Here is a 24,604-nt window from a genome sequence, read left to right on the forward strand (position 1 = left end):
CATGGCTTACTCCTGAAGGCTTGTAGTCTAGCGAAGAATCGCTTGCCCCTGAATCGCGGGGGATAATGATTTAATGCCGAATTACTCCGCCACAACCAGCGCCACCGGACTGCTGCTCAGCGGCGGCGGGGCCCGCGCCGCGTACCAGGTCGGGGTGCTGGAGGCAATCGCCGATATCCGAAAAGCGTCCGGCGCAGTGGATCAGCCCAACCCGTTCCCGATCATCGCCGGCACCTCGGCCGGCGCCATCAATGCCGCGGCCCTGGCCTGTGGCGCCGACGATTTTGATGGCGCGGTCCGACGCATCGTCGAGGTCTGGAAAGACATCCGTGCCGAGCAGGTCTACCGGGCCGACTCCTTGAGCATGCTGCGCTCCGGCGCCACCTTGATGACCTTGCTGTCGCTGGGCTGGCTGATTGCCAAGTGGCGCCACCTCAAGCCCCGCTCCCTGCTCAACAACGCCCCGGCCATGGACTTGCTCAAGCACATAGCGCCACTGGAACGCCTGCCGGACCTGATCCGCCAGGGCCATCTCCAGGCCTTGGCGGTCACGGCGTCAAGCTACAGCTCGGGCGAGCACATCACTTTTTTCGAGGGCGACAAGCGCCTGCTGCCCTGGGTCCGCTCGCGCCGCCGTTCGGTGCGGGATCACATCAGTTACGCGCACCTGCTGGCCTCGGCCGCGATTCCTTTTGTCTTTCCGGCCATGCCGCTGCAACTCGACGGACAAACCGAGTATTTTGGCGATGGCTCGATGCGTCAATCGGCTCCGGTGGCGCCGCCCATCCATTTGGGCGCCAGCCGGATCCTGGTGGTGGGCGCCGGGCGCATGACCGAACCGCGCGACGAACTGGCACGGCACACCGCCAGCTACCCGTCACTGGCGCAGATTGCCGGACACGCGTTGTCGAGCATTTTTCTGGACGCACTGGCGGTGGATGTAGAGCGGGTGCGCCGCATCAACCTGACGATGTCCCTGGTGCCGCCCGAGGCACGCGGCGCCAGCGCGCTGCGCCAGGTCGACCTGTTGCTGATTTCACCCTCGCAACGTCTCGACACCATTGCCGCACGCCATGTCGGCGATTTGCCACCGGCGGTGCGCACCATGCTGGGCGGCGTCGGCGTCTCCGTCAAAGCCTCCGACATCAAGGGCGCCGCACTGGCCAGTTATCTGTTGTTCGAATCCAGCTACACCCGTGAACTGATGGCACTGGGCTATGCCGACGCGCAGCGCCAGCGCGACGAGATCTGCAAGTTCTTCGACTGGACAGAGGCCACGCCCAGCGCCGGCAGCGTTAGCGCGGCGACGGCCGAGCGCAGGCTCGATCCACTGCGCCCGCGCTGACTCAAGAGCCGGGCGTCGATAGTCCCGCGCCGGCGAGCGGCGGCTTGAAACGGGCCGCCAAGGCAGCGCTGTGACGGGCCAACAACTGGTTGTCCAGGCCCACCGCGACGAACACGCCACCGAGGTCAATATAACGGCGCGCCAGCGTTTCATCGGCCATCAGAATGCCGGGCGCCTTGCCGGCACACGCAATGCGCCCAAAGGCGTCTTCGATGGCGGCGCGTACCTGTGGGTGGTCCTGTTCGCCGACGTGACCGAGCGAGGCCGACAAATCGGCCGGACCGATAAAGACACCGTCGACGCCGTCGACCCCGGCAATGGCATCCAGGTTGTCCAGTGCCGTCTGGGTTTCGGCCTGCACCAGAACACAGATCTGATCGTTGGCTTCCAGGCCATAGCGCGCAATACGGCCCCAGCGTGAGGCTCTGGCGCCACCCATCCCGCGAATGCCCTGCGGCGGGTAGCGCGTGGCTTGCACGACGGCGCGTGCCTGCTCGGCCGTGTCCACCATGGGCACCAGAATGGTTTGCACACCCAAATCAAGGTATTGCTTGATCAGCGCCGTACCGACGTCACCGTGCCCCACCGGCACCCGGGCAATCGCGTGCGTGGCCGGGTAGCCGGCGATGACCTGGAGTTGCGCCAGAATCGAGTTCAAGTCGTTGGGCGCATGCTCGCCATCAATCAGCAGCCAGTCGAAACCGGCGCCAGCGCAAATCTCGGTCGTGTAGGGGTTGGCCAGTCCCAGCCACAGGCCGATTTGCAGTTGCTTTTGAAGCAACGCCTGCTTGAAGGGGTTGACGGGAAGCATCATGCCAATTCTCCCGTTGCGGCGTAGCGTTGCCGGGCCAACGCCGCGCCGGCTGCCAAGGCTTCCAGTTTTTTCACCGCGACGGCCCGGCTCATGGGCGCCAGACCGCAGTTGGTACAGGGGAACAAACGATTCTTCGGCACAAACTGCAGCGCCTTGCCGATCGTATCGGCCACCTGTTCCGGCGTTTCAACCTCGTCACTGGCGACATCGATCACCCCCACCATCACGTCCTTGCCAGCCAGCAGCGCCATCAGATCCGGCGGCACATGCGAGTGATAGCACTCCAGGCTGATCTGCTGAATGCTGCTCTTGGCAAGGGCCGGAAAGATGGCCTCGTACTGCCGCCATTCCTGGCCCAGCGATTCCTTCCAGTCGACGTTGGCCTTGATGCCGTAGCCGTAGCAGATATGCACGGCGGTGGTGCAGGTCAAGCCCCGGGCGGCGCGCTCCAGCGCGGCGACACCCCAATCCGCGGCATCCTGCATGTAGACGTTGAATGCCGGCTCATCGAACTGGATGATGTCGACGCCGTCGGCCTGCAAAGCCAGTGCCTCCTGATTGAGCAGTTCGGCAAAAGCAAACGCCATTTTGACCTTGTCGCCATAGAAGCGATCGGCCACCGTGTCGACAATGGTGAGCGGACCGGGCAAGGTGAACTTGAGCTTCTTTTTGGTGTGCGCGCGCGCCAGTTGCGCCTCAAAAGCATGCACCCGCCCTTTCAGTTTCAGCGGGGCAATGACCTGCGGCACCTGGGCATCGTAGCGGCCATTGCGAATGCCCATGGTGACCTTGTGCTCGAAATCAATGCCCTCGACCTGCTCCAGAAAACCATGGACGAAATGCTGGCGCGACTGCTCGCCGTCGCCGACGATGTCCAGGCCGGCGTCTTCCTGCGCCTTGATCCACAACAGCGTGGCATCGGCCTTCGCCTGCTGCAACTCGGCGCCTTGCGCCTTCCATTGCGGCCACAGTTTTTGCGTCTCGGAAAGCCAGGCCGGTTTGGGCAAACTGCCCGCGATGGATGTTTGAAACACGTTGAACTCCATAGTGTTTGAATTAGTCGGGTGCTGCCTGGAGGGTCGTCCAATCAGCGAGAAGATCGAAACGGGTAGCGCTCACGCAGGCAACGGGAATTCAGCAGCAGTCCGGCCAGCAGCGTCAGCAGAGCGACGCTACCCAGAATGACGGCGGCCGCGGTCCACGGCCGACCGCTTTGCTGGCGAAACTGTACCAACTCAAGCAGCGCACTCAGCCAGATCGCGCTGGCCCAATAGGCAGCGAGCTGCAGCAGGACAAGGCTCCAGCGTTTTTTGTAGAAAAACAGCAGCGGCGCCGCCAGACACAGGGCGACCAGCAGATAACTGCCGGAGCGAAAAAAGTGGGCCGCAACCAGCCAGCTGGCAATGACAAAAAAACCGATGCGGATGGACATTTGACGGTACTCAATGGTTCCTGCATTGTGGCATGACTGCGTTGCTCGCCGGCGCCGGCAAAGGCGTCCGACGGGGCCAGGTCCCTGACCCGCGTCAGGCCCGTAAAGTCGGCCACCGGTAGCCTTGGGCAAAAAAAAAGCCTGCTAGCAATTAAGTAGCAGGCTTTTCAATGCCCATGAGGCAGATTTGGTAGGATGTGGGAGATTCGAACTCCCGACCAACGGATTAAAAGTCCGCTGCTCTACCAGCTGAGCTAACATCCCATCGGGTCTTCACTTGGTAATTTTCATTACTCAGTAAAGCCTTAGATTGTAGCGTTATTTTTGACTTTCTTGGGTTCAGGCGGCAATCCGGTCAAGAACCCAGCCGGCCGCGCATTGACCGAAGGTGGCGGTCACGCTGACCACCGAACCGTAACCATGGCAATTGAGCGTGCCATCGCCCGCCACGGCGCACGACGGGTCGGGCGCCTTCACCGCTTCCCGGCTGAAAACACAAGCGACTCCGATCTTTCCGCCGGCACGCGCTGCGCCATGTTCCTTGCGCAAGCGATAACGCAGTTGCGCCAACAAGGGATCGTGCGTTGCATTGGCAAGGTCATCAATATCGACCCGCTGCGCCTGGCGCTTGCCACCGGCGGCACCGACGGCAATGAAGAGGGTCTTGCTTTCCAGTGCCCAGGCCGCCATGGCGGTCTTGGCGCGGACCTGATCGCAAGCGTCGATGACGGCGGTCACCCCGGCCGGCAACAAGCCGGGCCAGTTGGCCGGCTCGACAAATTCCTCAATGCAGGTGACGTCGCAGGCCGGGCTGAATGAAAGAACGCGGTCCCGCATCGCCAGTACCTTGGCCTGCCCCAGGGTTGCCTCAAGGGCGTGAATTTGGCGGTTGATGTTCGATTCCGCCACGTGGTCCAGATCGATCAGCGTCAGGCGGGCCACACCGCTGCGGGCCAGCGCCTCCACCGCCCAGGAACCGACGCCGCCAATACCGACCACCGCCACATGGGCCGCCGCGATGCGCTGCGCCCCCGGGACGCCGTACAGGCGCGCCACGCCGGCAAATCGTCGCTCCATTCTTGGCCCTGGGTCGGACGTTATTTGAGGCGCGGCAGTCGCTCTTTGGCGGCCCCTGCTGCCTCTGATTGCGGATAGGCACGGATCAGATCATCGAGTGTCTTGCGGGCACCCTTGGTGTCCTTGAGTTCGATCTGGCAGTTGGCGATCGACAACACCGCCTCGGGCGCCCGCATATGGTCCGGTTCGCGCGCGATCAGGGACCGAAAGTTGATCATGGCCTCTTTGTAGTCGCGCGTGGCGTATTGCGCATTGCCAAGCCAGAACAGCGCCGACGGTGCATAGCCGCTCTGGCCGTAGCGTTTCAGAAAATCCAGGAAGGAGGACTGCGCGGCAGCGAAATCGCCTTTTTTAAAAATCGCAAAAGCGGCTTCGAACTCGCGTTTTTCGGCCGGTTCGGCCAGAAATTCGCGGCCATCCAGCGTAACCTTCGCCGGTTCAAACTGGCGCAGCCGCTCGTCCACGCCTTGGGCAATGTCTTTCTGCCGGCGCTGCATGTCGGAAACGTCGCGCGCCAACTGTTCGTTCTGGCCTCTGAGCTTGGCCATCTCCGAGCGCAGGGTTTCAATCTGGTTTTGCAGCTCAAGCAGGCTCCGGCGCAAGGCAGCATTCTCGTCACTGGCGCGGCCGGCGCTCTGCTCCGATTGCAGGCGAACGGCATCGACGCGCTGGCGCAAGTCGAGTATCGCCTTGCGCGCTTCCTCATCGTCGAACAGGCCGGCACTGGCCGACACAGTTCCCAGGCAAAGGAGTATGAAAACAGCAGTCCAGCGAAACATATTCAGTGCACCAATTTTCGGCTGGCTTAGCGGTAACTGATCTCGGTCCGACGGTTCTTGGCCATGGCCGCTTCGTCGTTCCCCAGCACCGCCGGTTTTTCCTTGCCAAAGCTGACTGCCTCCAACTGGCCGTCCGCCACACCGAGCAGACCCAGTGCACTGCGCACCGCCTCGGCTCGCTTCTGGCCCAGGGCCAGGTTGTATTCACGGCCACCGCGCTCGTCGGTGTGGCCCTCAAGCACCACCTTGCGGCTCTTGTCGGCCTTGATAAAGCGGGCGTGCGCCTCGATGACGGACTGAAACTCGGGTTTGATGACAAAACTGTCGAGATCGAAATAAACAATTTGCGGCCCTGCCGGAGCAACCGCTTTTTGACCTGATTTGCCGATGTCCACCGGCGTAACGCCACTGTTGCCAACGGCACTGCCGCTACCTTCGGCCGCCGCCGGCGACACCGGCGTCCCGGACTTGTCCTCGACCGGCACCTCGTCAAGTTTCACCGACGAGGCACAAGCTGCCAGCATGGCAACAACGCAAAAAACCAACACCGCATGCTTCATGAAATCACCTTTTTAAATTAATTACTTCTGAAACGGACCCCAGTCCGGCTCCCGAATAATGCCGCCTTGACCGGTCAAGCGCGCTTTGATTTTGCCATCCAATGTGGTCGTCATGAGAACCTCCCGGCCCTGCTGCTGGGTGGCGTAAACGAGCAAGCGGCTGTTGGGGGCAAAACTGGGACTCTCATCCGCCGCAGTATCCGTGATTGCGTTCACCGCGCCACTCGCAAGCTCCATCAGATGCAGCTTGAAAACACCACTCACCCGGGAAATATAGGCGAGCCAGCGACCGTCCGGGCTGATGGCCGGAGAAATGTTGTAACTGCCGGTAAAGGTCACGCGCTCGGCGGCTCCGCCGAGTGCCGGCATTTTGTAGATTTGAGGTGCGCCACCCCGGTCGCTGACGAAATAAATATATTTGCCATCCGGGCTGTAAACCGGTTCGGTATCGATGCTGCCGGACTGCGCCAGCCGCCGCGGCTCGCCGCCGCCGGCATCAATGGCATAAAGCTGCGAGCCGCCGTCCCGGCTCAGCGTGACCGCCAGCGTGCGCCCGTCGGGGGACCAGGCCGGCGCACTGTTGGAGCCTCTGAAATTGGCAATCAGGCGGCGTTTGCCAGTGACGACGTCATGGGTGTACACCACCGGCTTGCGCGACTCAAACGAGACGTAGGCGAGTTGACTGCCATTGGGCGACCAGGCGGGCGAAATAATCGGTTCCGGGCTGGCCAGCGCCGACTGGGCATTTTCGCCGTCGGCATCCGCCACCCACAACTGGTAGCGCTGGGTGGCCTTGGTGACATAGGCAATGCGGGTCGAAAAAGCGCCTTTTTCGCCGGTCAGTTTCTCGTAAATGAAATCGGCAATACGATGAGCCGCCAGCCGCAGATCGGCTTGCGTCACGGCATAACTCTGGCCCCCCAGGTCCTGCCCCCGCACCACATCCCACAACCTGAATCGGACGTCATAACGACCATCCACCAGCCGCGTGACGCTGCCCGACACCAGCGAGTCGGCGCCTTTTTGCCGCCAGGCCTGGACATCCGGCCGGGCCAGTTCGTCAAGCGCCGCGGCGGCCGCATCGACGGCGCGAAACTGCCCGCTGCGTTCCAGGTCGGCCTGCACGATGGAAGCGATTTTTTGCGGCGCGCGGTCCTCGCCGCGAAAAGCGGCAACGGCAATCGGCAGCTGGTTCAAGCCGATCCCCGAAACATCAACCCGGAATTGGGCTTGCGCCGCGACGCCGGTCAACAGCAACAGACCGACCCAGCCAACACGAAGCGCGTCAGACAGACGGTGGAATAGGTGAAATGTCATTTTTATGATTCAAGCAATACAAAGCGAAATACTTTCCAAACGCCGCCTGGGCCTGCATGGCACACACGGCGAAACCCATTGCACCATCGAGAAAACCAAGACGAAAAAAATAGCTGCGCAGGAATGCTACCACCCCGGCCAAGCCAGCCCGCGCCATCGAGGTATTCTGGCCCAAAGCAAAACGCTGCTGGGCCCAGGCCTGACTGTACTGCTCCAGTTTGCGCCAATAGTGGGCCGGCGTCGGGTAACTGTAGTGCAGCAGTGGTGCTGTCAAGCGACCCGGAACACCTTGCTTGAGCAGCACCCGTTCATGCACCAGATCGTCGCTGAAGCGGGCCGCATCCCTCCTGAACAAGCGCAACACATAGTCCGGCGTCCAGCCGCAATGGCGAATCCAGCGACCGCAAAATTGCGTCAAGCGGGCGATCTCGTAAGCGGCATTGGCGCCCTGGTCCGCCAGCAGCACTGCCCGAATCTGCTGGCCCAGAGCGGGCGGCACCCGTTCATCGGCGTCCAGCGACAAGACCCAAGGGTAACGCGCCAATTCAAGGGCCCGATTTTTTTGCGGCCCAAAGCCGGGCCAGTCGGTGCTGACATGCACCACGGCGCCCAGCCCGCGCGCCAGTTCCACGGTTCGATCGGTACTGCCGGAATCCAGCACCAGAACCTCGTCGGCAAAAGACACCGATTGCAGGCAGGCCTCGATATTGGCAGCCTCGTTGAAGGTAATGATGATGACGCTGAGTTGCGGCAAGTTACTACATTTTCAAAGTTTCACGACAGGCGCAGAGCATATCCGACTCGCGTGCATGAGCAGCGTTGATAATAAGAACTTGCCTTTCAGCAAGACTACAAAACCCCCAATCTCGATGCTTCGGTCGTTTCCCAATGTTCGCTTTTCGATCGTCTGTTTCGCCGCGCTTGCCGTGGCGTTGCCGATGGCCATCATCAGCATTGCCAAACTCCTGCTGCTGTTGTGCGCACTGGTCGTTCTGGTGAAGGGCTGGCTGCGCCAGGAGCAGCGTGCGCCACTGCTGCCGAGCGGCACGTCGCTGCTGATTTTGCTGGCCCTGGCACTGCTGGCGGTCAGCGGTTTGTGGAGCACCGGCTCGACCGATGAAGCCCTGCTCGCCATCGTCAAACACGGCAAACTGGTGCTGCTCCCGGTTGTCCTGTATCTGATACGCTCGCGCCGTGAAGCGCTTGTCGCCGTCGCCTTCTTTGTCGGCGGTCAGGTTTTTTCGCTTGCCAGCACCTGGCTCATGTTCATGGATGTTGCGGTACCGTGGGCGACCTCGAAGGAAATGGGAGTTTGCGAGACCTGCTCCTACGCCGTATTCTCCAGCTATCTCGATCAGTCCATCATGACTGCCGTGCTGGCGGCCGTCTGCTGGCATCTGCGCTCCTACGCGGCCACACGCTGGCGAACCGTTCTGGCCTTGAGCACTGCCGGGCTGGCCATGGTCTGTGTGTTTTTCATTTTTCAGGGACGCACCGGCTACCTGGTGGCGCTGACGCTGATCACCTTGGCCATCGTGTGGGAATTGCCGAGCCGGTTCCGCCTCTGGCTGCTGCTCATTCCGCTGCTATTGACGGCGGCAATTGCCGCCAGTTCAGACAAGGTCAGCCAGCGCTTGACGGAAGTTGGCAGCAGCCTTGCCTCTTTCAAGAAGTCCGGCGACATCTCGTCTTCCTCCGGCATCCGGATTGATCTCTGGCACCGTTCGCTCCAGTCCCTCGCGCAAAGTCCGTGGCACGGCACCGGGGTAGGGAGTTGGGATCGGGAATTCAAGCGCCAGGAAGCAATTCATGCGCCCGACACGGCCACCAGCAACCCCAGCCTGCAACACCACAACCCACACCAGGAGTACCTGCTGTGGGGTGTCGAATTGGGGCTGCCCGGCCTGCTGCTGCTGTGTGCCATACTGCTGGCGCTATACCGCGACAGTCGGCGGCTGGAAACGCCGGCCAGGAGAGCCATGCAGTCGGTGTTGTTGGCCCTGGCCATCGCCTGCCTTTTCAATTGCACCCTGTACGACAGCTTGATCGGTGATTATTTCTGTATCGCACTGGCGCTTATGCTGGCACTTGGAATTCACGCGAAAGCACGCGCGGCGCCCTCTTTCCCCGCCGCCCCGCGCGTTTGAAGGATCTGCAACATGTCTGACACCGCACCGAAAACACCGCCCCAACTGGCCAGGCGACTGGCCCGTCTGTGGCCTTATTTCGGTAAACCTTTCGCTGCCTGGATCATGGTATTTGGCGCCACCGTGGTGCTGTCCCTGACCGAGCCGCTGATTCCAGCCCTGCTGAAACCGTTGCTGGACAAAGGTTTTCAGCAGGGTACGCTGGCCATTTGGGTGATCCCGGTGGCCTTGATCCTGCTGTTCGGGATACGCGGACTGGCCGGTTTTTTAGCCCAGCTGGCCCTGGCCAAGGTGACCAACCACGGCCTGCTGATTCTGCGCAAGGCGATGTTCGACAAATTGCTCGATGCCAGACTATCCCTGTTCAGCCAGCAGTCCTCCAGCACCCTGGCCAACACGCTGGTCTATGAGGTTCAAACCGGCTCCGTTCTGCTGGTCAATGCCGTGACCACCCTGACGCGCGACAGTCTGACCCTGCTGGCGCTGGTGGGCTATCTGCTGTACCTGAACTGGAAGCTGACGCTGATCGTGACGGGCCTGTTCCCGGCGGTCGCCTTCGTCATGCGCACCCTCTCCAAGCGTTTATACCGGTTGACCAAGGACAGCCAGGATGCCACCGACGCCCTCGCTTATGTGGTCGAGGAAAACGTGCTGGCGCACCGCGATGTGCGCCTGCAGGCGGCGCAAAAATCGCAGGCTGAGCGCTTCGACCAACTGGGTCAATCGCTGCGCCGCCTGTCCATGAAATCGACGGCAGCATCGGCCGCCATGACACCGCTGACGCAAATCCTGGCGGCTTTTGCCCTGTCTGCCGTGATTTCGGTGGCCTTGGCGCAAAGTGCCGGACAAGCCACTTCGGTTGGCAGTTTTGCCGCCTTTGTGACGGCCATGCTGATGCTGGTGGCCCCGATCAAGCATTTGTCCGAACTGGCCAACCCCATTACGCGCGGACTGGCGGCGATGGAAAGAGGCCTGGACCTGATCGCCCTGACGGCCAGCGAATCCGGCGGCACCTTTTCCAAACCCAGAGCGCAGGGCCGCCTGCGCTTCCGGCAAGCCAGCGTCAGCTACCCTGACAGCACAACACCGGCCCTGCACCAGTTCAGCCTGGAGGTGCAGCCGGGCGAGACGATCGCCCTGGTCGGCGCCTCGGGCTCCGGCAAGACCACCCTGGTCAATCTGCTGCCGCGCTTTATCGAACTCAGCAGCGGCAGCATTGAACTCGACGACCATGCCCTGGAGCAATGGGATCTGCAAGCGCTGCGCTCGCAGTTTGCCCTGGTCAGCCAGCACGTGCTGATGCTCAACGACAGCATCGCGGCCAATGTCTCCCTGGGGCAGGCGCTGGACCGGCAACGTGTCGCGCAGTGCCTGCAGGCGGCCAGTCTGGCCACGCTGCTGACCGACTTGCCGCAGGGCATGGACACCCTGGTCGGCCACAATGCGATGCAGCTCTCGGGCGGACAACGCCAGCGCTTGGCGATCGCCCGGGCGCTCTACAAGAATGCCCCGGTCCTGATTCTGGACGAGGCCACGTCGGCACTCGACTCGGAGTCCGAGCGCGCCGTCCAGCTGGCGCTGGAACATCTGATGCAAAACCGAACCACCCTGGTGATCGCCCACCGACTGTCAACGGTGCAGCATGCCAACCGGATCGTGGTGCTGGAGGCCGGTCAAATCGTTGAAACAGGAAGTCACGGCGAATTGATGCAACGCGACGGCCATTACGCACGGCTCTACCGCCTCGGTCTGCACGACAGCCCCGACGCGACCGAAACGCTCTAAGAACTTGTCCGTCGCCGAAAATACTTTCGGGCTGTCATGCCTGCCGCGCCAGAACCGAAAAGTAAATCGCCTCCTGCTGCCGGGCGATGATGGACCATTGGTACTGACTGGCAAAGGTCAGCGCTGCCGCGGTCAGCGCGTGGCGCAACAAGGGCTCTTCCAGCACCCGGCGCAAGGCACTCGCCAGCGCCTTTGCATCAAGCGGATCGGCCAGCATGAGGGCATTGCTTTCATTTGTGAGCAGCAACGAAATCCCGCAATGGCGCGGACCGCTGACCAGCACCGGCAAGCCGTGCGCCATGGCTTCCAGCACTACCATGGCAAAAGTGTCTTCCAGGGTCGGATGGGCCAGGCAATCGGCTGCCGCATAGGCGTCACCAACGTCGCGCAGCGGACCCAGAAAAAAGACCCGCTGGGCAACACCCGCCGCCTTCGTCTGAAGCGCGAATTCGGCGATCTGCGATCCGTTTCCCACCACGGCCAGCCAGGCGTTGTCAGGCGATTGCGCAAGCGCCTTGATCAGGGTCTGCAAGCCTTTCTTGCGGTAATCATTGCCGACCAACAGAATGCCCCAACCGCCTTCCGGCAAGCCCAGGCGGCGGCGCGCCGCGAGTTGCAGAGCCGGTGTTGCCGGACCGCCCACCAGCGTGACACCGGGAGTCACCACCTGGAGCGCAGCTGCGGTGGCGGGATAGGCTATTGTCATTGGTTCCCGCAAACTGCCGGAAGCGATGACGATGCAGCGACCGTCGCGGACTCTAAAACGAAGCTGCTCCAGCCAAAGATAGGCCAGCAGACGCGGACTGGTCAGCACCTTCAAGCCGCGCAGCAGTCGCCGCCAGCCAGTCCGGCCGTGAAAGAGTTTGGCTTTCACCGGCAGCACGTGGACCGTCTGCACCTGTCCATGCCAAACGTTTTCGTGCGAGTGCACCACATCGAATCCGCGACGCGTGGCCCACCAGGTGGCGCCGGCGTACCACAGTTGATTGAGCCAGCGCGATCGGGCCAGCGGCGCCGACACGGTGTGGTAAGTGACACCTGGCCAGCGATGGTCGATCTGCTGCGCAAAGACATGGATTTCATGGCGCTGCGCCAATTGCTCCACCAGGGCCATCGAGTAACACTCGGCGCCGCCGCCGACGCTGGCAAAAACCCGGTTCAGCACGGCAATGCGCAAACGTTTTCCGCTGCCGCTCATGACCCGCGCCGCCGATCCTCGTAGCCGGTGGCCAGCTTGAGCCAGAACTGCGCCAGCAGGGTAGCGCGCAGCACCGGCACGCGCGGCAATTGCATCCAGTCCTCGCCCGGCTGGCAACGGCCGCGCTGGGTCGTGGTGGCCGAGTCAAACCCGGCCGCCCGCACCATCGCCGCATGCTCAGCCGTGGCTGCGCCGTACGGGTAGCAAAAATGACGAACCGGGAAGCCGGTCAAATCTTCCAACTCGGTCTTGCCGCGGGCGATCTCATCCCTGCAAGCCGCTGCGCTGGCCTGCGTCAGGCGCACGTGGTGACGGGTGTGTGCCCCGACCTCCTGGCCACCCGCCAGCCACTGCCGCAGCTGTGCCGCAGTCATGAGCGGTGTTTGCGCCACGCCCAGCGCAAGGTCCCACGCATTGGTCTGGCCCAATTGCTGGCTGACGGCATAACAGGTCGATGAAAAACCGTGGCGCAGCAATACCGGCAAGGCGTTGTGCAAATTGTTCAGATAGCCGTCGTCAAAACTGATGCCGACAACCTTGCCGGTGCGCTCGCCGCTCAAATAAGGCATCAGCGCCGACAGCGACAGCCCGCGATAGCCCAGCTGGCTCAAGAGAGCCATCTGCCGGGCAAAGGCACCGGGCGAAACATACAGGCTGCGAAAGCGGGCGCCCTTGGCTGGGCTGGTCTCTATCTGGTGGTAGGTCAGAATCGGGATCGGCGACAAATTGGCGGTGCGAAGACTTGGCATAGAACAACAAGACCGAGGAATCTACAGCAGGACGATGTCGTATTGTTCCTGCCCCATGCTGCTCTCGCTCTGCAAGGAGACCGGCTTGCCAATGAACTCGCTCAAGCCCGCCAGGTGCTGGCTCTCTTCGTCCAGGAACAGCTCTATCACCTTGGGCGAGGCCACCACCCGAAATTCCCGCGGGTTGAATTGCCGGGCCTCGCGCAGGATCTCGCGAAAGATGTCGTAGGTGACACTGCGCGCGGTCTTGACGATGCCTTTGCCGGCGCAGGTCGGGCACGGCTCGCACAGCATCTGCGCCAGCGACTCGCGCGTGCGTTTGCGCGTCATCTCGACCAGACCCAACTGCGAGAATCCGCCGGCCATGGTCTTGACGCGGTCGCGCATCAACTGCTTGCGGAATTCCGCCAAAACCGACTCGCGATGATCGTCCCGCACCATGTCGATGAAATCCACGATGATGATGCCGCCCAGGTTGCGCAGCCGCAATTGGCGCGCGATCGCCTGCGCGGCCTCCAGGTTGGTCCGGAAAATGGTGTCGTCAAAATTGCGGGCACCGACAAAGCCGCCGGTATTCACATCGACCGTGGTCAAGGCCTCGGTCTGGTCGACGATCAGGTAGCCGCCCGATTTCAGGTCAACCCGGCGTCCCAACGCCTTGGCAATTTCCTCGTCGATGGCGTACAGGTCAAAAATCGGGCGCTCGCCCTTGTAATGCTGCAATTTCTCCGCCGCCACCGGCATGAATTCGAGACCGAAGGCCTGCAGCGCTTCAAACTGTTCGCGCGAATCAACCTTGATGCTCTGCGTGTTCTCCGCCACCAGATCACGCAGCACGCGCTGCAACAGGTTCAGATCCTGGTGCAGGATAGCCATCGGCGGCAAGCGCATGGAGGCTTCCTTGATGCGCGCCCAGGCCTTGCGCAGATAGCTGATGTCTTCCGACAACTCCGCATCCGAAGCGTCCTCGCCATTGGTCCTCAGGATGAATCCGCCGCCCTGCGTGCCGGCCAGCTGCTGCAGGCGCGAGCGCAGTTCGTCGCGTTGCTGTGGCGGAATTTTTTGCGACACGCCGACGTGGTCGTCCTGCGGCAAAAACACCAGCATGCGCCCGGCAATGCTGATCTGCGTCGACAGGCGGGCGCCCTTGCTGCCGATCGGGTCCTTGATGACCTGGACCATCAGCGCCTGGCCTTCGAACACCTGCTTCTCGATCGGAACCAGCGGCAAGGTGTTGCGCACCATGCTGGGCGGCTCGCCGTCGGGCTGGCGGTGCCAGACATCGGCCACGTGCAGGAACGCGGCACGCTCCAGCCCAATGTCAATGAAGGCCGACTGCATGCCCGGCAGCACCCTGGCAACCTTGCCCAAATAGACGTTGCCAACCAGCCCGCGCTCCAGTGCGCGTTCGACATGCAATTCCTGCAACACGCCGCTTTCAACGATGGCGACACGTGTCTCCTGCGGGGACCAGTTGATCAGTATGTCTTCTTGCATAAGGTCCTAACCAGTTGTCGCTACGGGCTGTCCCGCAAGGCTAGCTCGGTTGGGGACAGAACTCCGCTGCGCTCCGGGCTGTCCCGCAAGGCTAGATCGGTTGGGGACAGAGCTCCGCTGCGCTTCGGACTGTCCCGCAAGGTATCACATATTCCAAAAGTACGGAGCAGGTGCGCGGTCTCGAACATGGGCAGCCCCATGATGCCGGAGTAGCTGCCGCTGATGTGCGAAATGAAGGCCGCCGCTCGGCCCTGTACGGCGTAGGCGCCGGCCTTGCCGATCGGCTCGCCGGAGGCGACGTAGCGGCGAATTTGCTGTGCACTCAGGGCTTCAAACGTAACGCGCGATTCGGACAACGCCTGTTCGCGCCGGCGCCGCGTGCCCAGCGCCAGTGCCGTCATCACACGGTGGGTCTTGCCGGAAAGCTCGGTCAGCATGCGCCTGGCATCGGCAGCATGTTCCGGCTTGCCGAAAATCGTACGCCCCAGAGCCACCGTGGTGTCGGAGCAAAGAATCGGCGCCATCGGCAAACCCCGGCGTTGCAACCGCGCCAGGGCCGCCTCCAGCTTGAGTTGCGTAACCCGCTTGACGTAGGCGAGCGGCACTTCGTTGGGCAGCACCAGTTCCAGCGCCTCGCTGTCTTCCTCGGGATCGGGCAACAGCAGCTCATGGCGCACACCAAGCTGCTCTAGCAACTGGCGCCGGCGCGGACTTTGCGAGGCCAGGTAGATAAACTTATTCACGGTGATAAGGATGGTTGGCGTTGATCGACCAGGCACGGTAAAGCTGTTCGATCAGCAACACCCTGACCAAGGCGTGCGGCAGCGTCAAATCCGACAGGCGAATGCGCTCGTGCGCGGCCTGCTTGAAAGCCGCGTCCAGTCCGTCCGGCCCACCGATGACCAGCGCCACGGCGTCGCTTTCCAATTGCCAGTGCTTGAGCTTGGCCGCCAGCGCCACCGTCGTCAGGGCGCTGCCGCGCTCATCCAGCGCCACGATACGACAGCCTTTGGGCAAAGCGGCTTCGATTCGCAAGCGCTCCGCCGCCTGCAGGGCGGAGACCGTCTTGGAAGCGCGCGGCTCGGTCTTGACGGCTTTCAGTTCTACCTTGAGATCGTAGGGAAAGCGCTTGGCGTAGTCGTCCCAGGCTGTTTGTGCCCAGTCAGGCACTCGCTGGCCCACCGCAACAATCACCAGCCTCACAAAAGTCCTGGTCAGACTTTGCGCGTTGCCGTCTTCTTGGCCGCCACTTTTTTGGCCGCAACCTTGACCACTACTTTAATCGGCGCTTTCTTGGCAACCGCCTTTTTTGCCGGGGTTTTCGCCGGCGCCGACTTGGCGGCCAGCGTCTTCTTCACCTGTGCCTTGGAGGGGAAAGCTTCCTGCACCCCTTTCTTGGCGGCGTTGGAACGCTTCAGACTGGCTTGCGGCTTGGCCGGCGCTGGCTGCTCCTTGAGAGACTTGGCGACCTCTTTCACGACCGGCTTGCTGGCGCCGAATTTGAGGCGCACGGGCTTCTCGCCCCACAGTTCCTCCAGCTTGTAGTACTGGCGGAAATTCGGTTGCATGATGTGCACAACGGCGGGTCCGCAATCGACAATGATCCATTCGCCATTGGTCTCGCCCTCGACACGGGGTTTGGCAAAACCAGCTTCGCGAACCGCATCCCGCACGCTGCCGGCCAAGGCCTTGGTCTGCCGGTTGGACGCGCCCGAGGCAATGATCACCCGCTCAAACAAGCTTGACAGATGCTCGGTGTCGAACACCACAATGTCCTGTGCTTTTACCTCTTCCAAACCATCGACGATGGCGCGCTGGAGTTTTTGAATGTCTTTTTTTGCAAGGGTTGTGGTAGTCATCAAGCGGTCTGGTAAAGGTGATGGTGTTCAATATAACGCGCAACCGGTTCAAAAACCAGAGGGCCAAGGCTTTGATGCGCTGCAATTCGGGCCCGAATATCGGTCGCACTGACAGGCATGGCTGGCATTTTCAGACGCCGGAAGCGCGATTCATACAACTTTGGCGCCACAAACGGTGGCTTCGTTCCGGTCCAATCGCCGCGCTCAGCTACGTAAATTATAGCAAGCCGCAAGATTTCCTGCCAGGCGCGCCAGCTTGACAGCGCGCGGGCCTGGTCTTCCCCCAGCAACACGAACAACTCCGCCTCGGGCCATTGGGCATGCAACTCGCGCAGGGTATCTACCGTGTAGCTGGGGCCGGCGCGCCGGGTCTCGCGGTCGTCAACCACCACCCTGGGCAGCTCGCCAAAGGCCAGTTGTGCCATCGCCAGGCGATGATGGGCCGGACTCAGTGGCCGGGCCTTGTGCCAGGCGTGTCCGGTCGGAATAACGTGAAGCTCGTCGAGTTGTAAATCAGCCACGGCGGCGCGTACCAGCGCCAGATGCGCCGCGTGCGGCGGGTCAAAAGCACCGCCAAAGATGCCGATGCGCCGCTTTCCGCCCTGTGCCGGCGTCAGCGACATGTCAAATCCAGTCCTTGCGTTGCAGGAACTTGCTATACAGTTCGGCTTCCGGCGAGCCGACTTCGGTCACGTTCTGATACGACCAGCTCACCAGTGGCGGCATCGACAGCAAAATGGACTCGGTGCGTCCGCCGGACTGCAAGCCAAAATGGGTGCCGCGATCCCACACCAGGTTGAATTCGACATAACGGCCGCGCCGGTAGAGCTGAAATGCCCGTTCACGTTCGCCGTAGATCAGGTTCCTGCGGCGTTCCACAATCGGCAGGTAAGCCGGTAAAAAAGCATCGCCAACGGCCTGCATCATGGCCAGGCTGCGATCGAAACCCAACTCCGAGAAGTCGTCGAAGAAAACACCTCCGATGCCGCGCTGTTCGGAGCGGTGCTTCAGATAGAAGTACTCGTCACACCAGGTTTTGAAGCGCGGATACTTGTCCTCGCCAAACGGTTCCAGTGCGGCCTTGCAACAACGGTGAAAATGCACCGCGTCTTCTTCAAAACCGTAGTAAGGCGTCAAATCCATGCCGCCGCCAAACCAGCAAACCTGCTGGCCGTCGGCCCCCCATGCGGCCAGCATGCGCACGTTCATGTGTACCGTGGGCACATACGGGTTGCGTGGATGAAAAACCAGCGATACACCCATCGCCTCAAAGGGCGCACCCGCCAGTTCCGGACGGTGTTGCGTGGCCGAAGGCGGCAGCCTAGGCCCGCGCACATGCGAAAAACCGCAACCGGCCCGTTCGAAAACCGCACCACCTTCCAGGATCTGGGTGATGCCATTGCCTTGCAACGGCTCGCCAGCCGGCTTCTCCCAGGCGTCCACCAGGAATACGCCGCCATCGAGTTCGGCAACCGCCCTGGTAATGCGAGCCTGCAGTGCCAGCAGATACTGGCGCACCCCACTCACACTGGGCATTTCAAGATTTGAAAGATTCATTTGACGATGGTTTCGGAACGTGACACAGAAGGCTCCAGCAGTCGGATCGGCGCCGCATTTTCAGGAATATAGCCGGTGACGCCATCATAGGCACGGGCCATGCGTTTGAAATCTTCCACCACATCGCCGGTCAGGTAGATGAAGTCCCGCACCGCCACTTCGGAACGGCCGTAATCGAGTCGCACCAGACCCAGGGGCACCCTGGCCTTCAAGGCGGTCTGGTAAAAACCGCTGCGCCAGCCCGGCTTTTGTTTGCGGGTGCCCTCGGGCGATAAAGCCAACCAGAAATAGCGGCCCTGTGCCCTGGCCCGGACGAATTGGTCCACCGTCTGTTCGACCACCCCCTGCGACGCCGACCGGTTCACCGGCCCCCCCCCTAGCGAGCGCAGCCACGGTCCCAACAGAGGCACCCGAAAGAGCCTATCCTTGCCCCAAAAACATACGGGAATGCCGATCGCCCACTTTGCCAGCACCAAAATCACAAAGTCCCAGTTGCTGGTATGCGGATAAACGACCAACACGCCCTGCTTGGCAGGCAACCCTTCAAAGTGCACGCGCCAGCCCAGCCGCTGCAACAGCCAACGGGCCGCTGGACTGCCGGAAAACCGGATCGGAAACGGTCTTGAGAACTCGATCGCCGACATCGACTTCGTCAGTTCTTGGCAGCCCGATGGCCAATATCAGTGCGGTATTGCTTGCCCTCAAAATGAATGCCCAGCGCCACTTCATAAGCGCGTTGCTGGGCTTGCTTGACGTTGTCCGCCAGCACCGTGACGCACAACACCCGACCGCCCGAGGTGACGAGGTTGCCCTCAACCAGGGCGGTACCGGCATGGAACACGACCGCATCTTCCTGCTCCTTGGGCAAGCCGGAAATCAGGTCGCCCGAGCGCGGCTGCAGCGGGTAACCATGCGCCGCCAGGACCACGCCCAGGGCGGTGCGCCGGTCCCATTGCAATTCGATGTTGTCGAGGCGCCCGTGCGGACCCGGCTCGGTGGCAGCCAGCATCACATCCACCAGATCGGTCTTCAGACGCATCAGAATCGGCTGCGTCTCCGGGTCCCCCATGCGGCAGTTGAACTCCAGCGTCTTGGGCTGGCCACTGCCATCGATCATCAGCCCGGCGTACAAAAACCCGGTGTACGGAATACCGTCTTTCTCCATGCCCTTGATGGTCGGCAAGATGATCTCCCGCATGGCGCGGGCATGTACATCGGGGGTCACCACCGGCGCCGGCGAATAGGCGCCCATGCCGCCGGTATTGGGCCCCAGATCGCCATCGAGCAAACGCTTGTGATCCTGGCTGGTGGCCAGCGCCAACACATTCTTGCCATCGCACAGCACGATAAAGCTGGCTTCTTCACCAAGCAGAAATTCCTCGATGACAACCCGTGCCCCGCCCTCGTTGTGCTTCACTCCCAGCGTGTTATCGACCAGCATGAAGTCCACCGCCTGATGCGCCTGCGCCAGCGTCAGGGCCACCACCACCCCCTTGCCGGCCGCCAGACCGTCGGCCTTGATCACAATCGGCGCGCCTTTTTGCTCGATGTAAGCGTGCGCCGCCTGCGGGTCGGTAAAGGTCTCGTACTCGGCCGTCGGAATGGCATGACGCTTCATGAACGCCTTGGAGAAAGCCTTGGAACTCTCCAACTGCGCTGCGGCACGGGTCGGACCAAACACGCGCAGGCCGTGTTTGCGAAATTCATCGACCACCCCGGCGGCCAGCGGCGCTTCCGGTCCAACCACGGTGAGCGTTATTTTCTTTGCAGCGGCCCAGGCGCGCAGCTCTTCAACGCCCGTGATATTGACGTTCTCAAACCGGTGGTCCAGGGCCGTGCCGCCGTTACCCGGCGCGACGTAAATCTTGCGCACCTTGGGCGACTGCGCCAGTTTCCAGGCCAGGGCATGTTCACGACCACCGCCGCCTATCACCAGGATCTTCATAGCGCTTCGCTGTCAATCTCTGCGTTGTGGTAAATCTCTTGCACGTCGTCCAACTCTTCCAGCGCGTCCAGCAGTTTTTGCATGCGCGCCGCCTCGTCACCGCCCAGCTCAATCGGGTTCTCGGCGCGCATCGTGATCTCGGCCACTTCGGGCTTCAGACCGGCCACTTCCAGCGCATTCTTGACCGCCTCAAAGTCGGCCGGCGCGGTCAGCACTTCAATGGCACCGTCGTCGTCCGCGATCACATCCTCGGCGCCGGCCTCCAGCGCCAGTTCCATCACTTTGTCTTCATTCGTACCGGGCGCAAAAATCAGCTGGCCACAATGTTTGAACTGGAACGCCACCGAACCTTCGGTGCCCATGTTGCCACCGTATTTGCTGAAGGCGTGCCGCACTTCGGCCACCGTGCGCACCTTGTTGTCGGTCATGGTGTCGACCAGGATGGCAGCGCCGCCAATGCCGTAGCCCTCGTAACGGATTTCCTCGTAGGTCACGCCTTCCTGGTTGCCGGTGGCCTTGTCGATGTTGTATTTGACGCGGTCGGCCGGCATGTTGGCCGCCTTGGCCCGGTCCACCGCCAGGCGCAGGCGCGGATTGGTGCCCAGATCGCCGCCACCAGAGCGGGCCGCCACCGTGATTTCCCGGATGATGCGGGTCCATATCTTGCCCCGTTTTTCATCCTGACGACCCTTACGGTGCTGAATATTGGCCCATTTGCTGTGTCCTGCCACGAGAAATCCTTCAAAAATTCGTTACGCTATTGGGGTCAATTGTACTTTTTGAGAAAGACCAACATGAGCCTCTCAGACAACACCTCCCCGCATGTCCATTTGGTGAGCCACCCGCTGGTTCAGCACAAACTGACCCTGATGCGCAGAAAAGATGCCAGCACCTACAGCTTTCGTACCCTGCTCAACGAGGTCAGCATGTTGATGGCCTACGAAGTGACCCGCGACATGCCGATGCAGGACGTCCAGATCGAAACGCCACTGGAGACCATGACCGCAAAAATGATCGACGGCAAAAAGCTCGTCTTTGTCTCCATCCTGCGCGCCGGCACCGGTATTCTGGACGGCATGCTGAGCGTGGTACCGGGCGCGCGCGTCGGCCATATCGGGCTGTACCGCGATCCCAAAACACTGCAAGCGGTGGAGTACTACTTCAAGATGCCCAAGGACACCCAGGAACGCGACGTGGTGGTGGTGGACCCGATGCTGGCCACCGGCAATTCAGCGGTGGCGGCGATCGACCGCGTGAAAGCCCTGAAGCCCAAATCGATCAAGTTCGTCTGCCTGCTGACCTGCCCGGAAGGCATTGCCACGCTGCGCCAGGCGCACCCGGATGTGGAAATCTACACCGCCGCCATCGACCGCCAACTCAACAGCCACGGTTACATCCTGCCGGGCCTGGGCGATGCCGGCGACCGGATCTTTGGCACCCAGTGATTGCTCCGAAAGACGAATCGACCACTGCGACGGGCTTTTCGTCCGCAGCCAAGGCGGCTCGTGACCCGCGGCGGAAAGCGGTCCCATGAGCCTCAAGAACCGGATCTTGCTTGTCTTCACCCTGCTCATGTTTGCAGGCATCTGGGGGCTCGCCACGCGCCTGGCTTACGTGCTTGAATCGGACCTGGAACAATCGTTGGCGGCCCAGATGACCAGTACCGTCGACTACGTGGCGCGCGAAGTCGATTCGGAAATCAAACTGCGGGTCCAGGCCATCGACGACATCGCCCGGCAGGTCAGTAGCGACATGGTCGCCAACCCGGACCGGGCGCAACGCTTCATGGCCAGTCAAATCACCGCCTACAAACTATTTCCTCACGGACTTCAACTTTTGAGTACAGACGGCGTGGTCCTCGCGCTCCATCCGTTTCAGGAAGGCCGCATCGGCAACTCGCGCGCCGACCGGGAGTATTTCAAGGAAGCCATGGCGAGCGGCAAGACCGTGGTCGGACAGCCGGTGCAGGGGCGCTTCTCCAACGAACCGATCCTCAGCTTGGCAGCGCCGATACGCGATGCGGCCGGCACCATCAAGGGCGTCCTGATCGGCACGCTTGCGCTGTCCGACGGCAATATGTTCGGTGAACTCGGGGAATCAAAAATCGGCCAGTCCGGTTACTTCGTCGTGATATCGCGCCGCACCGGGACCATCGTTTCCGCAACCGACAAGCGCCGCCTGCTGCAACCGGTTCCGGCCAGGGGCTTGAACCCCATGTTCGACCGGCGCATGTACCAGGGATACGAGGCGGCCGGCGTCACCGTCAACTCGCTGGGCGATGAAGTCTTCACAGTCGCTCGCAACATGAAGACCACCGACTGGTTTGTGCTGGCAGGCCTGAAGACGCAGGAGGCGTTCGAGCCGATTGGCACGCTGAAGCGCCAGATCTACATCATTGCCCTGCTGATGTCGGTGCTGATCGCCGTGGCACTACGCTTCGTGCTGACGCGACAACTCTCCGCGCTCGACCAGGCGGCCACGGCAATCCGGCGCATGACCAGCGGCAAGGCGCCGTTTGCGCCGATACCGGTGCAGCATGACGACGAGATCGGGCTGCTGGTGGAGAGCTTCAATGAGCTGGCAATTCGCCGCCAGCAACTCGACGGCGAGTTGCGCCAGCAACGCGACCTGTACCAGACGCTGCTGAAAGCCCAGTCGGAAATCGGCGAAGGCGTCTTCATCATTGAGAACCACCGCATAAGCTTCGCCAACGAGGCGCTGTGCCACCTGTACGGCTATACGCAGGAAGAAATCCTGGCACTGCCGTCGTTCGCCATGCTGGCACACCCCGCCGACCGCGAGCGCGTCATCGGCAACTACCGGCGCCGCCTGAGCGGCGAACATTTCACCAATCGCTATGAAATAGCGATATTGACGCGCGACCAGCGTCGCCTCGAAGTCGAAATTGCCGTCGCGGTGATGGCAACCGATGGACCACCGCGTGTCGTCGTGGTGATGGCCAACATCACCGAACGCAAGCGCATGGAAAGCGCCCTGCAGCAGGCCAAGCAGGAGCTTGAAGCGCGGGTCGAGGAACGCACCGCGGCACTGAATGCCACCAACCGGACGCTCAGCAACGAGATTGCCGAAAGGCGGCGCCTCGAGCAGGAGATCATCGAAATCAGCGAGGAAGGGCAGAAATCGATCGGGCAGGAACTGCACGACGGCCTTGGTCAACTCCTTACGGGCATCGCCTTCGTCTGCAAGGGACTGGAGAAAAAATTGGCCGACCAGGTGCGACCGGAAACCGCATCAGCCGGCAAGATCGTCGAACTGGTGGCCCAGGCCATTGACCAGACGCGCCAGTTGGCACGCGGCTTGTATCCAGTCGAGGTGGAAGCCAACGGCCTGATGGCGGCGCTGGGTTCCCTGGCAAGCAGAACCAGCGACGTTTTCGGCGTGGACTGCTCGGTCCGTTGCGACCCGCCGGTCCTGGTCGAGCATAGAATCACCGCCATCAATTTCTACCGGATCGCCCAGGAAGCGATCAACAATGCAATCAAGCATGGCAGGGCAAGCCGCATCCTGATCGAGCTGAGCGAGGCCGAAGGAAAGCTCAGACTCAGCATCACGGACAACGGCGTTGGTGTCGCCGCATCGAAAACATCGCCACCGTCAGGCATGGGATTGCATATCATGCGCTACCGCGCCAACATGATTGGTGCGACCCTCGACATCCGTGCCGCCGCCGAGGGCGGAACCGAGATCGTCGCTTACCAACACGAATAGCACCGACCAACATGCCCGTCAAGTCCAAAATCCTGATCGTCGACGACCATCCCGTGGTGCGCTGGGGCATGAGTCAGATGCTCAATCAGGAGGACGACCTGGAAATCTGTTGCGAAGCCGGCAACGAAGCCGTGGCCATGAAGGCGCTGGCGAACTGCCGGCACGATCTGGTCATTGTCGATCTGTCGCTGGAGGGCGTTTCCGGCCTCAGCCTGATCAAATCCATCAAGGCGCTCGACGCCGACATGCCGATTCTGGTCATGTCCATGCACGACGAAACGATCTACGCCGAACGGGCGCTGCGTGCCGGCGCGCGCGGCTACATCATGAAACACGAGGCACCGGACAACATTCTGCGAGCCATTCGCCAAACCCTCGCGGGTGACATGTATGTCAGCGACAAAATGCGCTCCAAGTTGCTGGCGCAGATTTTCGACGGCCAGGGCAACGCGCCCAGCACCCCGGTGGAGACGCTCAGCGATACCGAACTGGAGGTCTTGAAACTTGTCGGCAAGGGATTGAGCACGCGGGCCAGCGCCGAATTGATGAACCGCAGCGTCAAGACGATAGAGTCGCATCGCCGCAATATCCAGGAGAAGCTCCAGCTCAAGAGCAGCCTGGAACTGGTGCGCTTTGCCACTCGCTGGATAGAGCCATCCTGAGAACCGCCCGTTCCAATCATTGGTACGCCAAAAACTAAGGGTTTCCCTTAGTTATCAATCAGGGCATCCCCTGCAGCTTTTCAGCCTCCCCCCGATTTCACTTTTCGCCCAGAAGCCTAGCATCTGGCGCATGTTGAAAGTATTGCGTTGCG

General features: G+C 61.6%; 24 protein-coding genes, 1 tRNA gene and 1 pseudogene. 6 read left to right on the forward strand and 20 right to left on the reverse strand.

From position 1 onward, the window contains the following. Positions 1-73: 73 nt before the first annotated feature. Positions 74-1,345, forward strand: coding sequence for a patatin-like phospholipase family protein (locus PHS32_RS02100; protein ID WP_301077109.1), 1,272 nt, complete (start codon positions 74-76; stop codon positions 1,343-1,345). Between the two features lies 1 nt (position 1,346). Here the strand turns inward: PHS32_RS02100 and PHS32_RS02105 are convergent, their stop codons facing one another. The 9 genes from PHS32_RS02105 to PHS32_RS02145 all read right to left on the reverse strand — a co-directional run bounded on the left by PHS32_RS02105 (position 1,347) and on the right by PHS32_RS02145 (position 8,078). Next, positions 1,347-2,159 carry an HpcH/HpaI aldolase/citrate lyase family protein gene (locus PHS32_RS02105; RefSeq protein WP_301077110.1) on the reverse strand — a complete coding sequence of 271 codons (813 nt, stop codon included), beginning with the start codon at positions 2,157-2,159 and terminating at the stop codon, positions 1,347-1,349. Next, positions 2,156-3,193, reverse strand: a complete 1,038-nt coding sequence (locus PHS32_RS02110) for a methionine synthase (RefSeq protein WP_301077111.1) — start codon at positions 3,191-3,193, stop codon at positions 2,156-2,158. Before PHS32_RS02110 ends, PHS32_RS02105 begins: the two co-directional genes overlap by 4 nt. Before the next feature lie 53 nt (positions 3,194-3,246). Next, positions 3,247-3,591, reverse strand: coding sequence for a hypothetical protein (locus PHS32_RS02115; protein ID WP_301077112.1), 345 nt, complete (start codon positions 3,589-3,591; stop codon positions 3,247-3,249). Between the two features lie 188 nt (positions 3,592-3,779). After that, positions 3,780-3,855 (reverse strand) — tRNA-Lys (locus PHS32_RS02120). A gap of 75 nt (positions 3,856-3,930) precedes the next feature. Next, the gene (locus PHS32_RS02125) at positions 3,931-4,668 is read right to left on the reverse strand and encodes a tRNA threonylcarbamoyladenosine dehydratase (RefSeq protein WP_301077113.1); all 738 of its coding nucleotides are present in this window, start codon (positions 4,666-4,668) and stop codon (positions 3,931-3,933) included. A 20-nt stretch (positions 4,669-4,688) separates the two neighbouring features. Next, positions 4,689-5,447, reverse strand: coding sequence for a tol-pal system protein YbgF (gene ybgF / locus PHS32_RS02130; RefSeq protein ID WP_301077114.1), 759 nt, complete (start codon positions 5,445-5,447; stop codon positions 4,689-4,691). Between the two features lie 26 nt (positions 5,448-5,473). Beyond that, the gene (gene pal, locus PHS32_RS02135; protein WP_301077115.1) at positions 5,474-6,007 is read right to left on the reverse strand and encodes a peptidoglycan-associated lipoprotein Pal; all 534 of its coding nucleotides are present in this window, start codon (positions 6,005-6,007) and stop codon (positions 5,474-5,476) included. A 21-nt stretch (positions 6,008-6,028) separates the two neighbouring features. Further along, a complete protein-coding gene (tolB, locus tag PHS32_RS02140; RefSeq protein ID WP_301077116.1) occupies positions 6,029-7,324 on the reverse strand; it encodes a Tol-Pal system beta propeller repeat protein TolB in 1,296 nt (431 codons plus the stop codon). Continuing rightward, positions 7,293-8,078, reverse strand: coding sequence for a glycosyltransferase family 2 protein (locus PHS32_RS02145; RefSeq protein WP_301077117.1), 786 nt, complete (start codon positions 8,076-8,078; stop codon positions 7,293-7,295). Before PHS32_RS02145 ends, tolB begins: the two co-directional genes overlap by 32 nt. A 184-nt stretch (positions 8,079-8,262) precedes the next feature. Here PHS32_RS02145 and PHS32_RS02150 point away from each other — a divergent pair, with 184 nt between their 5' ends. Both PHS32_RS02150 and msbA read left to right on the forward strand, forming a co-directional pair. Next, positions 8,263-9,471, forward strand: coding sequence for an O-antigen ligase family protein (locus PHS32_RS02150; protein WP_301077119.1), 1,209 nt, complete (start codon positions 8,263-8,265; stop codon positions 9,469-9,471). A 12-nt stretch (positions 9,472-9,483) separates the two neighbouring features. Then, positions 9,484-11,256 carry a lipid A export permease/ATP-binding protein MsbA gene (msbA, locus tag PHS32_RS02155; RefSeq protein WP_301077120.1) on the forward strand — a complete coding sequence of 591 codons (1,773 nt, stop codon included), beginning with the start codon at positions 9,484-9,486 and terminating at the stop codon, positions 11,254-11,256. Between the two features lie 34 nt (positions 11,257-11,290). Here msbA and PHS32_RS02160 read toward each other — a convergent pair whose 3' ends face one another. From PHS32_RS02160 to PHS32_RS02210, 11 genes and pseudogenes are all read right to left on the reverse strand, one after another. After that, on the reverse strand, positions 11,291-12,454 hold the full coding sequence (locus PHS32_RS02160) for a glycosyltransferase family 4 protein (protein WP_301077121.1): 1,164 nt from the start codon (positions 12,452-12,454) through the stop codon (positions 11,291-11,293). Further along, on the reverse strand, positions 12,451-13,203 hold the full coding sequence (locus tag PHS32_RS02165) for a polysaccharide deacetylase family protein (RefSeq protein ID WP_301077122.1): 753 nt from the start codon (positions 13,201-13,203) through the stop codon (positions 12,451-12,453). Before PHS32_RS02165 ends, PHS32_RS02160 begins: the two co-directional genes overlap by 4 nt. Before the next feature lie 21 nt (positions 13,204-13,224). Beyond that, a complete protein-coding gene (gene rng, locus PHS32_RS02170) occupies positions 13,225-14,700 on the reverse strand; it encodes a ribonuclease G (RefSeq protein ID WP_301077123.1) in 1,476 nt (491 codons plus the stop codon). Between the two features lie 161 nt (positions 14,701-14,861). Further along, a pseudogene (locus PHS32_RS02175) lies at positions 14,862-15,443 on the reverse strand (Maf family protein); the annotation flags it as partial. Beyond that, positions 15,436-15,903, reverse strand: a complete 468-nt coding sequence (gene rlmH / locus PHS32_RS02180; RefSeq protein ID WP_301077124.1) for a 23S rRNA (pseudouridine(1915)-N(3))-methyltransferase RlmH — start codon at positions 15,901-15,903, stop codon at positions 15,436-15,438. The pseudogene PHS32_RS02175 and the gene rlmH, both read right to left, overlap by 8 nt. An 11-nt stretch (positions 15,904-15,914) precedes the next feature. Continuing rightward, on the reverse strand, positions 15,915-16,559 hold the full coding sequence (rsfS, locus tag PHS32_RS02185; RefSeq protein WP_301077125.1) for a ribosome silencing factor: 645 nt from the start codon (positions 16,557-16,559) through the stop codon (positions 15,915-15,917). Next, positions 16,559-17,182, reverse strand: coding sequence for a nicotinate (nicotinamide) nucleotide adenylyltransferase (gene nadD / locus PHS32_RS02190; RefSeq protein ID WP_301077126.1), 624 nt, complete (start codon positions 17,180-17,182; stop codon positions 16,559-16,561). The genes rsfS and nadD overlap by 1 nt, the downstream gene beginning before the upstream one ends. A 1-nt stretch (position 17,183) precedes the next feature. Beyond that, positions 17,184-18,116 (reverse strand): oxygen-dependent coproporphyrinogen oxidase, encoded by a 933-nt coding sequence (hemF, locus tag PHS32_RS02195; RefSeq protein ID WP_301077127.1) that lies wholly within the window; start codon positions 18,114-18,116, stop codon positions 17,184-17,186. Continuing rightward, complete coding sequence (locus PHS32_RS02200) at positions 18,113-18,760, reverse strand: 1-acyl-sn-glycerol-3-phosphate acyltransferase (protein ID WP_301077128.1); 648 nt, start codon at positions 18,758-18,760, stop codon at positions 18,113-18,115. The genes hemF and PHS32_RS02200 overlap by 4 nt, the downstream gene beginning before the upstream one ends. 8 nt (positions 18,761-18,768) lie before the next feature. Then, positions 18,769-20,061: a phosphoribosylamine--glycine ligase gene (gene purD, locus PHS32_RS02205; RefSeq protein WP_301077129.1), complete on the reverse strand. Its 1,293-nt coding sequence runs from the start codon at positions 20,059-20,061 to the stop codon at positions 18,769-18,771. Then, entirely contained in the window at positions 20,058-20,792 is a 735-nt protein-coding gene (locus PHS32_RS02210) for a YebC/PmpR family DNA-binding transcriptional regulator (protein ID WP_301077130.1), read from the reverse strand. The genes purD and PHS32_RS02210 overlap by 4 nt, the downstream gene beginning before the upstream one ends. Positions 20,793-20,855: 63 nt before the next feature. Here PHS32_RS02210 and upp point away from each other — a divergent pair, with 63 nt between their 5' ends. The 3 genes from upp to PHS32_RS02225 all read left to right on the forward strand — a co-directional run bounded on the left by upp (position 20,856) and on the right by PHS32_RS02225 (position 24,452). After that, on the forward strand, positions 20,856-21,506 hold the full coding sequence (gene upp, locus PHS32_RS02215) for a uracil phosphoribosyltransferase (RefSeq protein ID WP_301077131.1): 651 nt from the start codon (positions 20,856-20,858) through the stop codon (positions 21,504-21,506). Between the two features lie 85 nt (positions 21,507-21,591). Next, positions 21,592-23,790, forward strand: a complete 2,199-nt coding sequence (locus PHS32_RS02220; RefSeq protein WP_301077133.1) for a cache domain-containing protein — start codon at positions 21,592-21,594, stop codon at positions 23,788-23,790. Between the two features lie 11 nt (positions 23,791-23,801). Next, on the forward strand, positions 23,802-24,452 hold the full coding sequence (locus PHS32_RS02225; RefSeq protein ID WP_301077134.1) for a response regulator transcription factor: 651 nt from the start codon (positions 23,802-23,804) through the stop codon (positions 24,450-24,452). The last annotated feature ends 152 nt before the right edge of the window (positions 24,453-24,604 follow it).

The sequence above is a fragment of the Rhodoferax sp. genome, assembly GCF_028714215.1.
GTDB lineage: Bacteria > Pseudomonadota > Gammaproteobacteria > Burkholderiales > Burkholderiaceae_C > Rhodoferax.